At 32.5% G+C, this 12,463-nt stretch carries 13 protein-coding genes (1 of these 13 cut by a window edge); 6 read left to right on the plus strand and 7 right to left on the minus strand.

Annotated elements, in window-relative coordinates; genetic code table 11:
* The 4 genes from arsM to H3Z83_RS12350 form a co-directional block, all read left to right on the plus strand.
* Window positions 1-597, plus strand: the 3' portion of a protein-coding gene (gene arsM / locus H3Z83_RS12335) for an arsenite methyltransferase (RefSeq protein WP_182125802.1). It extends 195 nt beyond the left edge of the window; the window shows 597 of its 792 coding nt (coding positions 196-792); its start codon lies off the left edge, out of view; its stop codon occupies window positions 595-597.
* A gap of 115 nt (window positions 598-712) precedes the next feature.
* Complete coding sequence (locus H3Z83_RS12340) at window positions 713-1,387, plus strand: hypothetical protein (RefSeq protein WP_182125803.1); 675 nt, start codon at window positions 713-715, stop codon at window positions 1,385-1,387.
* A 5-nt stretch (window positions 1,388-1,392) separates the two neighbouring features.
* Window positions 1,393-2,109: a cytochrome c biogenesis CcdA family protein gene (locus H3Z83_RS12345; RefSeq protein ID WP_182125804.1), complete on the plus strand. Its 717-nt coding sequence runs from the start codon at window positions 1,393-1,395 to the stop codon at window positions 2,107-2,109.
* A gap of 18 nt (window positions 2,110-2,127) precedes the next feature.
* Window positions 2,128-3,351, plus strand: coding sequence for a MalY/PatB family protein (locus H3Z83_RS12350; protein ID WP_182125805.1), 1,224 nt, complete (start codon window positions 2,128-2,130; stop codon window positions 3,349-3,351).
* Between the two features lie 44 nt (window positions 3,352-3,395).
* Here the strand turns inward: H3Z83_RS12350 and dsrP are convergent, their stop codons facing one another.
* From dsrP to H3Z83_RS12380, 6 genes are read right to left on the minus strand one after another with little or no spacing between them, the layout of a single operon-like run.
* A complete protein-coding gene (gene dsrP, locus H3Z83_RS12355) occupies window positions 3,396-4,613 on the minus strand; it encodes a sulfate reduction electron transfer complex DsrMKJOP subunit DsrP (RefSeq protein WP_182125806.1) in 1,218 nt (405 codons plus the stop codon).
* Window positions 4,614-4,623: 10 nt separating this feature from the next.
* Window positions 4,624-5,754: a 4Fe-4S dicluster domain-containing protein gene (locus tag H3Z83_RS12360; protein ID WP_182125807.1), complete on the minus strand. Its 1,131-nt coding sequence runs from the start codon at window positions 5,752-5,754 to the stop codon at window positions 4,624-4,626.
* A gap of 7 nt (window positions 5,755-5,761) precedes the next feature.
* The gene (locus tag H3Z83_RS12365; protein ID WP_182125808.1) at window positions 5,762-6,391 is read right to left on the minus strand and encodes a multiheme c-type cytochrome; all 630 of its coding nucleotides are present in this window, start codon (window positions 6,389-6,391) and stop codon (window positions 5,762-5,764) included.
* Window positions 6,391-7,080 carry a nitrate reductase cytochrome c-type subunit gene (locus tag H3Z83_RS12370; protein WP_246337577.1) on the minus strand — a complete coding sequence of 230 codons (690 nt, stop codon included), beginning with the start codon at window positions 7,078-7,080 and terminating at the stop codon, window positions 6,391-6,393. Before H3Z83_RS12370 ends, H3Z83_RS12365 begins: the two co-directional genes overlap by 1 nt.
* A gap of 4 nt (window positions 7,081-7,084) precedes the next feature.
* Complete coding sequence (locus tag H3Z83_RS12375; protein WP_182125809.1) at window positions 7,085-9,409, minus strand: molybdopterin-dependent oxidoreductase; 2,325 nt, start codon at window positions 9,407-9,409, stop codon at window positions 7,085-7,087.
* 8 nt (window positions 9,410-9,417) lie between these two features.
* Window positions 9,418-9,654, minus strand: a complete 237-nt coding sequence (locus H3Z83_RS12380) for a hypothetical protein (protein WP_182125810.1) — start codon at window positions 9,652-9,654, stop codon at window positions 9,418-9,420.
* 271 nt (window positions 9,655-9,925) lie between these two features.
* Between H3Z83_RS12380 and H3Z83_RS12385 the strand changes: the two genes are divergently transcribed.
* Together H3Z83_RS12385 and H3Z83_RS12390 are read left to right on the plus strand one after the other, a co-directional pair.
* Window positions 9,926-10,258, plus strand: coding sequence for a winged helix-turn-helix domain-containing protein (locus H3Z83_RS12385; protein WP_182125811.1), 333 nt, complete (start codon window positions 9,926-9,928; stop codon window positions 10,256-10,258).
* Window positions 10,259-10,326: 68 nt separating this feature from the next.
* Window positions 10,327-11,607, plus strand: a complete 1,281-nt coding sequence (locus H3Z83_RS12390; protein WP_182125812.1) for an acetyl-CoA hydrolase/transferase family protein — start codon at window positions 10,327-10,329, stop codon at window positions 11,605-11,607.
* Between the two features lie 134 nt (window positions 11,608-11,741).
* Here H3Z83_RS12390 and ric read toward each other — a convergent pair whose 3' ends face one another.
* Window positions 11,742-12,461 (minus strand): iron-sulfur cluster repair di-iron protein, encoded by a 720-nt coding sequence (gene ric / locus H3Z83_RS12395; RefSeq protein WP_182125813.1) that lies wholly within the window; start codon window positions 12,459-12,461, stop codon window positions 11,742-11,744.
* Between the last annotated feature and the right edge of the window lie 2 nt (window positions 12,462-12,463).

Consider the following 12,463-nt stretch of genomic DNA (forward strand, 5'->3'; position numbering starts at 1 on the left):
GCAAAAATTAAAGAAGGAGATACTGTTCTAGATTTAGGTTCTGGTGCTGGTAATGATGTCTTCGTAGCAAGAAGAATTGTTGGAGAATCTGGTCATGTAATCGGTGTAGATATGACAGAAGCTATGATTGAAAAAGCCAATGAAAATAAACAAAAACTAGGGTATACTAATGTAGATTTTGTTTTAGGCGAAATAGAAGCACTTCCTTTAAATGATAATTCAATTGATGTTTCTGTAAGTAACTGTGTATTGAACTTGGTTCCAGATAAAAAGAAAGCCTACGAAGAAGTTTATCGTATATTAAAACCTGGGGGACACTTTAGTATGTCAGATATTGTATTGAGAGGTAATTTGCCAAAAGGGATTAAGGAAGCTGCAGAAATGTATGCTGGTTGTATTTCCGGAGCACTTGAGCAAGAAGATTATATAAATGCGATAAAAGAAGCTGGATTTAAAAATATTACAATCACTAAAGAACGAATAATAAATATACCAGATGATGTATTACTAGAATATGTATGTTGTCCTGAAGAATTAGAAAAATTCAAGGCAAGTGATAATGCTGTTGTTAGCCTTGGTGTGTATGCTGAAAAATAGTTTTAGCAGATTGACATATAGTAAAAATTACTTTACTTAATTGTGAGGCAATTTTTTTTGCGTCTTTTTTAAGATGTTGCGTCTATAGATTGAAAATAACTTATAAATAAACAGAATGGATAATTCAAACAACGCAAATGGCTGTACACCTAATCAAGAATCAAAAAATAATACTGATTGTTGTACATCAAATACTAATTCAAAAAACAAGAATGGAAGAATGAAGAAAAAAATTGGATTAGGCATTTTAGGGCTAGCATTAATTTTTGCTTTTATGACAGCTTTTAAAGGTTCGTCTAAAGCCGAAATATCTTGTATTACAGCTGCAAATACTCCAACACTATCTATTGCTGATTTTGAATGGATAAAAACAGATAAAAAGGTAGCTTATGTAGTTTTAAAAGGTAATAATACTAATCAGAATCAAGAAATCACTTTGAAAGTAGAAAGTATTATTAACGAATTAAATGAAACAGATGGCTCAGCTCATTTTCTTGCTTTAGAGGCTAATAATCCAAATTACCAAGACGTTGTTTCAAAATTAAAAATTGAAGAAACGCCATCAATTGTTGTTCTAGGAAAGAGTGCTTTAATTATTAATGGATCTGAGGTGAATTCAGCTAAATTAATTAGAGCATATGATGTTGTCTTAACTCCAAAAGCTTCATGCTCACCAGCAGAGAAAGCAGCTTGTGCAGAAAAAAACAACACATCGTATGACTTAAAAGCTAAAGTCTCTTGCACACCTCAACAAAAAGCAGCTTGTTCTGGTTCTAAAAAAACAAATTAATAAGGATGTTAGAAAATATTCAACAGTGGACTAATGGTGTTATTGAAGGTCAACTAAACTCACCACTTTTTTTTATAGCTATTTTTGTGTTAGGTCTGGTTGCTGCAGTTGGTTCTGCTTGTAATGTTGGTGTTTTGGCAGCAATTACGAGTTATGCTGGCTCAGAAACTAGTTCTAAAAACAAAGCTTCTCATTTAAAAACAGGATTTTCATTTTTATTAGGAAACATTATCTCATTATCACTTGTAGGAGCTTTAACAGGTTTAATTAGTGCTTCAATTGGTCAAATAGTTGGTCAATATTGGACTATAATTGCTGGCGTTTTAGTTGTTTATTTAGGACTTTCAAGTTTAAATATGCTTCCTTTTAGCTTAAAAGTTGGTCTAAATTTGTCTTCTAAAGTATCAAAATTAGCTAATAAAAGTTTTCTTTTTGGATTAATATTAGGAGGCTTTGCAACGGCATGTTCTGTTGGTTGTAGCCCAATTTTCCCAATAATTTTAGGAACTTCTTATCTTCAAGGAAGTTTATTAATGAGTTGGTTTACTTTATTTGTATTTGCTATAGGTTATAGTATTCCTTTAGGAGCTTTATTAGTTGGTTTTGGTTTTGGCTTCAATAAATTTTCAGATAAACTATTACAAAACAAACAACTTATAAGTCAAATATCGGGTGTAGCCCTAATTACGTTTGGTTTTGGTTTGTTATTAGGTTGGATATAAATATTAAAATATTAAAGAATGAGTCAATTTGATAAAATACAAACAGTAAAGAATAATTTTGCAAAAAGCAATCCAAATTATTTAAAAGGTATGTTTGGTGCAACTGATGTGATGCCTTTATGGATTGCAGATATGGATTTTGAAATAGCAAAGCCTATACAAGAAGCGTTACAAAAATTGGTAACACGTAATATATATGCCTATGAATTTAATACTGGAGAAGTTTTTAAATCTATTTCAGATTGGAATTTAAAGCGTCATCAATTACAGTTAAATCCTAAATCGTTTGTACAAGTTTCAGGTGTTCTTACAGGAATAGGTATATTAATTAGAGAACTATCTAAAGAAGGAGATGGCATACTAGTACAAACACCAGTGTATCATCAATTTTTTAAAGTTATTGAATCCTCTGGTCGAAAAGTGATTCATAATAAATTAAAAGTTGATGATGGTCACTATCAAATGGATTTTGAAGATATTGAACGCAAACTTAAAACACTTAATATTAAAGCCATCTTACTTTGTAATCCACACAATCCAATTGGTCGTGTTTGGACAAAAGAAGAATTACAAAAACTAGTAAACCTTGCAAACCTATATGATGTTACGATTATTAGTGATGAAATTCATTCAGATATTGTGTATTCTGGCTCTAAATTTAATAGTATAGTTTCTTTAAATAATAGTGAGAAGCATATTGCTGTTTTAGGTTCACCAGCAAAGACATTTGGTATGCAGAGTATTTCTAATGGTTATTTATATATCTCAAATCAAAAAACACTAAAACAAGTAAAACACACCATTGGTTCTTTATATTTAGATCATGGAAGCATACATTCTGCTAATGCTACAATAGCTGCTTATACAAAAGGAGAGGAGTGGTTAAATGATTTACTAATCTACCTTGAAAAAACAATGGATTGGATTGAAGATTTTGTTAAAAATGAATTACCAGAAGTAACACTTTTTAAACCTGAAGGAACTTACCAAATCTGGTTAGATTTTAGTAAGCTTAATCTATCTGATGCCGCTTTAAAGTATTTGGTTGTAAACCAAGCAAAATTAGCTTTAACCCCTGGTGATTGGTTTGAAGGCTCGCATACACAATTTATGCGTATGAATGTAGCTTCACCATTATCTAAAATTCAACAAGCTTTTCATCAGTTAAAAAAAGCAATAGATGAAGGTTTAGATTGTTCTTTTAATGAAACAGAATCGAATACTGATTGTTGTTCATGTTAATAAAGTCTTTGAAGTTTTATAAAAAGTAGCTAATTATTAATTAGCTACTTTTTATATCTCAACTTACCCGTTTCTATACCAATAGCAGTTCTGGCTAATACGGTAAATATTAAAGCTCCCATTGCCCAAATACCTAAAGTTACACCAATTTCTATTCCTGTAGGAGTATATTCAGCAATTTTGCCATATGGTCCAGGGATAAAGCCAGGAACAATTAGTCCGAAACCTTTTTCAATCCAAATAGCAACAAATAAAAGGATACAAGCAAAATAAAGTACATTTAAATTGTTACGTAACTTATGGAATGTAAGAATAACTGTAGCTAATACATTCATTGATATTGCTGTCCAAATCCAAGGTAATAAAGCTGTTTTTCCGTCTAAACCAAAGAATAAATAGTAAGCGCTTTCACTATGGTGCGTAGGGGCATAGAATTCTTTAAACAGCTCAGAAACTAACATGATGATGTTTACCTGTGCGGCAACAGTAACAACTAAAGCTATTTTTTTTATGGTTTTATCTTCAATTTTAAAATCAGTAAAACCTCTAATAATTGCCAGTACTAAAATAATTAAAGCAGGTCCTGCTGCAAAAGCTGATGCTAAAAAACGAGGCCCTAATAAAGCATTGTTCCAAAAGGGTCTTGCTTGTAATCCTTGGTATAAAAAAGCAGTAACTAAATGAATTCCCACAGCCCAAAATACAGAGATTAAGGCTCCTGGTAAATACACACTTTTTTTAGATTCTTTTCCTTGATAATGCCTGAATAAGATATACAACGGAATGCTAATATTGATAAATAAATATCCGTTTAAAGCAATAACATCCCAAGTAAGCATAGAATTAGGAAAATTAAAAACGCCAATTCCTGGTAGCATATGCCATAAAACTGATGGTCCTCCCATATCGGCAACTACAAAAGCTAAACACATTATTAATGCAGCAACAGCCAATCCTTCACCGATTAAAACAGCTTGTTTAAAATCAATATCCTTTAAAACATAAGTTGGCATTACTAGCATTACTGCTGCTGCTGCCACACCGACTAAAAATGTAAAATTAGAAATATACAATCCCCAACTTACTCGATCAGTCATACCGGTAACACTCAATCCTTGATCTAATTGGATCGAGTAACAATACATACCAATTAACATTATTAAGGTTAAAAAGCCCATCCATAAATGGTATGTTTTAGAGCCTTTTGTTATTGTATCTAAACTATCTTTTATTAAGCTTCCAAAAACTTTCAATGTTTTCATTCTATATTTTTTAGTCCATGAAGTACCAGAACTTTGGCTCGGTACCTAAATCTTCTTTTAATCTGAATACTTTCTTGTTTTCCAACACCCATCTAATGGTACTATTAGGATCTAATAAGTTTCCAAAAATACGTGCGCCAGTAGGACAAGCCTCAACGCAAGCAGGGTTTTTACCAGCTCTAGATCGTTGTACACAAAAAGTACATTTTTCCATAACCCCTTTCTTACGCATTCTGTTCCCTAGATAATGTTGATTTTTATTGATTTCTTCTTCAGGAACTTCTGGTTTGCTCCAGTTAAAACGACGACCATCGTAAGGGCAAGCTGCCATACAGTATCTACAACCTACACACCAATCATAATCAACTACAACTAAACCATCTTCTTCTCGCCATGTTGCTTGTACTGGACATACTTCTACACATGGTGGATTATCACAATGAAAACACTGTGTACCCATATAAAAGTGCCCTTCAGCTGGAACTTCATGATAGTAATTGTCGTCAGCTTCATTAAAATTGAAGCCTTTACCATCTTTCATTTCATGAATACGGATATACTGCATTTCTGAGTTTCTATCTTGGTTATTTTCTTCAACACAAGCACTCACACAATCCATATACCCTTGACATTTTGAAATATTGAAAGCATATCCAAATAACACATCTTCTTCTGCATTTTTAGAAGACATGTTAATATTTTTACCAGTTCTTAACTGATATGAACGAACCAATCTATCCACAGTAGCAGACTTCTCTTTATCGTCCATCAATTTATAGTTTCCTTTAAATTGCTCCTCCCAATCTATTTGTGCTTTTTCTTTAGATTCGCTACTAGATGTTACACTTGTACATGAAGCAGCTGCTCCTGCACCGATTAATAAACTAGCCGTTAGTTTTTTAAAGGCAGATCTACGATCCATTTTTACATCAAAAACTTGATCAAAACCATCTTTATGTCTTTCATCTCCAATAGAAGCATCTACTGCAGCTTCAAAAAAGGCATCATTACTTAATTCTTCTTTTTTAGGTTGATGAGAATTACATCCACCAGAAGTTTTACCGCAACCACAAGAGCTCGATGTTTGTTTGTGCTTGCTATTTAGGTTTAGAGTAAACCATTTCTTTTTGTTATCGCTCATGCCTAAGTTATTTACGTTCTTTTACTTTTTGAGTATTAAATCTTGCTGGCCACTTGGTATCGAAACCTGGAGAGTGAGGGTTATGGCAATTTACACATGTCATAGATGCTCTAGGGTTCGCCCAACTTTCTATTCTTTTACCATGTGCGCCACCTGTCCAATCTTTGTATTGTTTTTGATGACACTGGCTACATAATTTGTAACTTTTGTTAAGATCGATACTATGACCTGTAATGCTTTTTAAATCATTCATATTATCGCTATTATGGCAAGTAACACAGTTCATTGTATTGGCATCAGCATGATTTATTTTAATATTCCAGTGTGCTTTCTTTATATCGTTAGTTTGCATTTTAGCCAATGGCTGTGTGTGGCATTCTGTACACTTATAAGATTTAATCTTATCTTTTCTAGTTGGAATTAAAAAAGTGATTTCATTTTCAGTAACTTCAAATAAGTTCATACCATCTATAAAAGTTTCTGAACTAGTTTTAATTCCTTTATAGTTTTTACTTTCAGCTTCAATTTTATCAGTAACACTATGGTATTCGTGTTCTTTATCGTGCTTACAAGAAGTCATTAAAATAACTATTAATAAGCAATAGGTTAAGTTATATATATAGCGATGTATTTTCATTAGTTTTCAAATTTTCTGATAAAAGAACCAATATCTACGGTTACTTTATTGTTAGGAACATGACATTGACGACAGTTAACTCTTTCAGGATGTGTAACTCTAATTTCTTTAGGAGCACTAGGTCCTGCATGGCATGACAAACAATTTTCTCTCATTTGTAATTGATGCGGAATTGCAGGAGGGCTTCCTAATAAAGCGTTATTAGTTCCAACACTAGGAATAGTTCCTTTCTTAAAGTTATTGGCAACAAATAGTGTTTTACTTTTTTCAGGTACATGACACTGACGACAGTTTACCAATTCAGGATGTGGAGTAACAGGTGTGTAGGCTTTAAACTTTTCAACATATCCGCCATTTTCATGACATTTTAAGCAACTATTATCTCCCATGTTTCGCTCACTTTGTACCTTGTGAGGAATGCTAGGTGGTCCTCCATAAAATTCCCTATTCTTATAATAGGTATTTATGCTTCGCTGATGGTTTTCATCAATTGGCATATTAACATAATCTAAAGCATGCTCTGATCGTTTAAAAACACCTTTTTCATTTGGAATTATTGGTGCTTTAGATGTCTTATCTATTGGTACGTATGCTTCTTCTTTCCCTTTATAGTAACTGTAATTCCACAGTGTTATAAAAGAGATAAACAGCATAACAAATAAAAATATAATACCGAGTCGTTTTCTCATGATTCTATACTTTTTCTACTTTAACTGCACACTTTTTGTAATCTGGTTCTTTAGAGATCGGACAAAAAGCATCTAATGTAACGTCGTTAATTAGCATGTTTTCATCAAAAAATGGTACAAATATTTGTCCTTTTGTTGGTAAACCTCTTTCGTTAATAGATGCAGGTAAAATACAAGAACCTCTACGAGATGAGACTTTTACTTTTGCTCCATTTCTAATGCCTAATGCTGCTGCATCGTCTGGATGAAATTCAACATAGGCGTGTGGCATTGCTTTGTGTAAAACAGGTATTCTACGTGTCATAGAGCCAGTGTGCCAATGCTCGATTACACGACCTGTATTTAACCAAAACGGATATTCATTATCTGGCATTTCTGGTGCTGGTTCGTATGGTCGTTGCCATATGACAGCTTTTCCATCTGGTTTTCCATAAAAATGGAATTCTTCTCCGTTACTACATGCTGGATCATATTTAGCATTAAAACGCCATTGTGTTGATTTTCCATCTACATACGGCCATATAGCTCCAGATTCTTTTTTAAGAACTTCAAGAGGCGCCATTTCGTGTTTCTTACCAGCATGGAATTGACGGTACTCATTATAAATCTCTTCTACGTGATTTTCTTTTGAATATGGGAATAAATCTCCGTATCCCATACGTTTTGCAACTTCTATAAACATCCAAGCGTCTGGAGTTGTTTCTCCCGGTCCTTCAACCATTTGATCCCAGTGTTGTGTTCTTCTTTCTGAATTACCATATAATCCAGATTTTTCAATATGCCATGATGCTGGTAAAATAACATCAGCAACATCCGAAGTTGGGGTAGGGAATACATCTGAAACAACTACAAAACATGATTCTTTTTCCATTCCTGGACGGAATCTACTCGTTCTTGGTAAAGACACTAATGGGTTTACAGCTTGTGTCCATATAAATTTAATATCACCTCTGTCTACAGCTCTAAACATTTCGGTAGCATGATAGGTTGGTTTTGATGGAATTTTTTCCACTGGAACTTTCCAAATTTTTGCAGCCTTAGCTCTATGCTTAGGATTCATTACCACTCCTTTTGGTAACTTGTGTGTAAACGTTCCAACTTCACGAGCAGTACCACAAGCAGATGGTTGTCCTGTTAATGAGAATGGACTATTACCAGGTTCTGATATTTTACCCGTTAATAAGTGAATATTGTAAATAATATTATTCATCCATGTACCTCTAGTATGTTGGTTAACGCCCATACACCAAAGTGACATTACTTTTTTGTTTGGATCACCATATATAGCGGCTAAATATTTGATGTCTTTTACAGAAACCTTTGTTAACTTAGAAACTTTTTCTGGAGAATAATCTTCTAAAAAAGCTTTGTAATCCTCAAAGTTTATTTTTGTAGGCTTATCTTTAAACTTATACTTGTCTTCTAAACCATAACCCATTTTAGTAAGTCCCTTACTAAAATTACAGTACTTCTCTACAAACGATTTGTTTACCCAACCATTATTAATTATTTCATAACAGATAGCGTTACCAACAGCCAAATCTGTTTGAGGCTCGAATAAGATAGATCTATCGGCTGCCATACTAGAACGTGTTGTTCTAGTTGCAAAATCGATAATTTTAGCACCTCTTCTATTTTTCTCTTCTAACATTCTAGAAAATAATACTGGGTGCATTTCAGCCATATTATTTCCCCAAGTAATATAGTAATCTGCGTAATCAAAATCTTCATAACAACCCATTGGTTCATCTGCTCCGAAGGTGGTTAAGAAACCTGCCACAGCACTAGCCATACATAAACGAGCATTACAATCTAAATTATTGGTTCCAATAGCGCCTTTCATGAATTTAGAAGCAACATAGCCTTCTGGAATTGTTGACTGACCAGATGTGTACATTGCAACAGAATCTTTACCGTGTTTCTCAATGGTTTCCTTCATTTTGTTAGCAACAATGTCTAAAGCTTCATTGATTGGTGTTTTTACATAGGTACCGTTCTTTTTTACCAGTGCATGTTCTAATCTGTCTTTAGCTTGAATACACATTATTTGATGGTAACCTTTTACACAAAGTAACCCTTTGTTGACTGAAGAATTAGGATCACCTTTTACAGCAACAGCTTTACCGTTTTCTACACCAACTAAAATACCGCAACCCACACCGCAAAAACGACAAGGTCCTTTTTTCCAATCTAAACTTCCTTCAGGTACTCCTGCTAGTTGTTCGCTAGCAAAAACGATTCCTGGAAACATAGTTGCTGCAGCTGTCATTGCTGCTGTAGCAGCCATTTTTTTAATAAAACTTCGTCTACTTGATAAAGAGGCGCTCATATCTTATGTTATTTTTTTGGTGTATTAAATCCTGAAACCAGAGCTAGTAGTTTTAAACTTTTTATGGTTTCAATACTTTCTTTTAAACTTTTATCTTCCGCATCATCTTTTGTTTCTGTTACAACAACTAAAACATCTTTGTTTTCTGCAGGAATTATTTCACATCCATCTAGTAAAGAAATAGCTTGTTGTAGTTCTTCTTTTTTACCTTCAAGTGGATGGGCGAGATAACTTTTTATTGGCATTTGAAATGGTTTGTTTAATCTTTAACAAATTAAGAAATATATCAGTTTAAAAAACATGATATATGTCATAAGTAGCGAAAAATCAAATCGTTATATTTTGAGGGAAATAGCGTTTTTTAGTTAGGTGTTTAAAGAATAAGGGTTTGAAAGATATTAAGATTGATGAAAATTAAACAGTTTATTTTCTTTCTAAATAATTTTTGAACATGATAAAAATCATAGCAAACTTTTTAAGTTCAATTTAATTTTGAAGCATATTAAAACGTGAAATATGACTTATAAAATTAAGAGTAGAATATGGATTGAAGCTGATGATAAGGTATTTCTAGGAGAAGGAAGAGTTAAGCTATTAAAATCGATTAATCGGACAAATTCTTTATCTAAATCAGCCAAAGAATTAGGGATGTCGTATAAAAAAGCATGGAATTTAGTTGACTCTATGAATAAAAGTTATGAAAATCCTGTTGTAATTAAAACAATTGGTGGAAGTGGAGGCGGAGGAACAAAATTAACAAGTTACGGTAAAGAGTTAATAGCAATTTTTGAAACTATAAACGCTAATTGTTGGAAGTATTTAGACAAACAATTAAATAAATATTTTTAAGAATGATTTTTATCATGGAATAGCACTAATTAAGTTCAGAAATTTGTATTAAAATTAGAATAGAATAAATGACAAAAAATATAAAAATTGTAACAGCTCAAGAAGCTGTGTCAATTGTAAAATCAAATGATAAAGTGTTTTTTCAAGGAGCTGCAATGACTCCTAATTTATTGATTGATAGTTTATGTGAAAGACATCAAGATTTAAAAAATGTAGAAATAATTCAAATTCATACGCATGGTAAAGCAAAATATTTAGAAGCTCCGTATAGTGATTCTTTTAAGTTAGTGAGTTGTTTTGTTGGAGATAATGTTAGAAAAGGTGTAAACACTAATAATGGCGATTATATTCCAATATTTTTAAGTGAAATACATTGGATGTTTCGACGTAATATTTATCCGTTAGATGTAGCATTTATTCAAGTTTCTCCCCCAGACAAACATGGGTATTGTTCTTTAGGTGTTTCGGTTGATATTACCTTACCAGCTATACAAACCGCAAAAATTGTAATTGCACAGATAAATCCGAATGTACCAAGAACTCATGGAGATGGAATTATTCATATTAAAAATATTGATTTTGCTGTAGAAACCAATGAGCCAATCCATGCATCGATTACTGGGACTCCTTCAGTAACTGAATCTCAAATAGGAAAACACGTAGCTGGATTAATTGATGATGGGGCAACCTTGCAAATGGGAATTGGTAATATACCCAATGCAGTTTTACACAATTTAACTAATCATAAACGATTAGGTATTCATACAGAAATGTTTTCTGACGGAATTCTTCCTTTAGTAGAAAAAGGAATTATTACTGGGGAAGAAAAAGAAATTAAAACAGGTAAAATTGTAACATGTTTTGCAGTCGGTTCACAAAAGTTATATGACTTTATTGATGATAATCCGCTAGTACATTTTAAGGAAGCAGGTTATACAAACGATACATCACTTATAAAACTAAATCCGAAAGTGACAGCGATTAATAGTGCTATAGAAATTGATTTTACAGGTCAAGTTTGTGCTGATACGATTGGTAAATATCAGTATTCTGGTGTTGGTGGTCAGATGGATTTTATTCGTGGCGCATCCTTATCAAAAGAAGGAAAAGCAATTATAGCAATGCCATCAATGACACCAAAAGGAATTTCTAAAATCACTCCGTTTTTAAAAGAAGGGGCAGGGGTTACTACTACAAGAGCTCATGTACATTATGTAGCAACCGAATATGGTGTTGTAAACTTATTTGGTAAAAGTTTAAAACAAAGAGCAAAAGCATTAATATCTATTGCGCATCCTAATTTTAGAGAAGAACTAGAAAGAGAAGCAGCAAAAAGATTCTCACTTTAATTGATCCCTTCATTTTTTAAGAACTCCATACATTTCCCCTTTATTGTGTATGGAGTTTTTTAATAAATAAGTTTTTAATTAACAAAAAGAAGCATCAATTTGATGCTTCTTTTTATGGTTTAAATTATATTTAATTATATAAATGTTTGTTCTAATTCAATTGCTTTAGGATGCAAAATATTATTTTCTAAATGTATATGCTGATGTAGGTCTTGTTCAAACTCTTCTAATTTAGCATACAATGCTTTAAATGTATTACAAGCTTCAGCTGGAGGAGTGTAATTGTTGGTTAACCTTGAAATCTCTTTAAAAATATCTCCTGCATTTTCATGCTCATGCTCCATCATTTTAATAGGATTATTAACGGTGCCAAAAGGAGCAGTGATGTTTTTAGCACCCTCTTTTTTTGCAGTTACTAATTGCTTTATTAAAGGAAATAAAACTTGTTCTTCTTTTTGTAAATGAGAAGTTAACTCGTTAGCTACTTCATGAAATAACTGATTAATAATTACTACTTCTTCATAATGATGTCCGTGAACTTTAGCTACTTTATTAGCATATTGAGAAATTAGAGGCAAGCTTTCTCTTACATAAGTATGATGAACATTTTCTATGTAAATCATTAAAAAATCTAAATCCCATTTATCATAATCTTCAATTAAATCTTTTACTGCATCTACCTCTGAAAGTTCTTTTTCTAAAACAGCTAGGTCAACATTTTTTTTAGCACAAGCTTTTTCAATTGAAATTCCACCTCCACAGCAAAAATCTATTCCATGTTTTTTGAATATATGTGCTGTTTTTATGTTTTCAGTTACATAGTCAGCAACTGTTTTTTCGTTTGACATTACCATAG

Origin of the sequence: Tenacibaculum pelagium (genome assembly GCF_014062345.1) — a bacterium.
GTDB classification, from domain to species: domain Bacteria; phylum Bacteroidota; class Bacteroidia; order Flavobacteriales; family Flavobacteriaceae; genus Polaribacter; species Polaribacter pelagius.

What these genes read in the sequence shown, in the direction of transcription:
- H3Z83_RS12340 (WP_182125803.1), top strand. Translation starts at nt 713, where the DNA reads ATGGATAATTCAAACAACGCAAATGGCTGTACACCTAATCAAGAATCA.
- H3Z83_RS12345 (WP_182125804.1), top strand. Translation starts at nt 1,393, where the DNA reads ATGTTAGAAAATATTCAACAGTGGACTAATGGTGTTATTGAAGGTCAA.
- H3Z83_RS12350 (WP_182125805.1), top strand. Translation starts at nt 2,128, where the DNA reads ATGAGTCAATTTGATAAAATACAAACAGTAAAGAATAATTTTGCAAAA.
- dsrP (WP_182125806.1), bottom strand. Translation starts at nt 4,613, where the DNA reads ATGAAAACATTGAAAGTTTTTGGAAGCTTAATAAAAGATAGTTTAGAT.
- H3Z83_RS12360 (WP_182125807.1), bottom strand. Translation starts at nt 5,754, where the DNA reads ATGAGCGATAACAAAAAGAAATGGTTTACTCTAAACCTAAATAGCAAG.
- H3Z83_RS12365 (WP_182125808.1), bottom strand. Translation starts at nt 6,391, where the DNA reads ATGAAAATACATCGCTATATATATAACTTAACCTATTGCTTATTAATA.
- H3Z83_RS12370 (WP_246337577.1), bottom strand. Translation starts at nt 7,080, where the DNA reads ATGAGAAAACGACTCGGTATTATATTTTTATTTGTTATGCTGTTTATC.
- H3Z83_RS12375 (WP_182125809.1), bottom strand. Translation starts at nt 9,409, where the DNA reads ATGAGCGCCTCTTTATCAAGTAGACGAAGTTTTATTAAAAAAATGGCT.
- H3Z83_RS12380 (WP_182125810.1), bottom strand. Translation starts at nt 9,654, where the DNA reads ATGCCAATAAAAAGTTATCTCGCCCATCCACTTGAAGGTAAAAAAGAA.
- H3Z83_RS12385 (WP_182125811.1), top strand. Translation starts at nt 9,926, where the DNA reads ATGACTTATAAAATTAAGAGTAGAATATGGATTGAAGCTGATGATAAG.
- H3Z83_RS12390 (WP_182125812.1), top strand. Translation starts at nt 10,327, where the DNA reads ATGACAAAAAATATAAAAATTGTAACAGCTCAAGAAGCTGTGTCAATT.
- ric (WP_182125813.1), bottom strand. Translation starts at nt 12,461, where the DNA reads ATGGTAATGTCAAACGAAAAAACAGTTGCTGACTATGTAACTGAAAAC.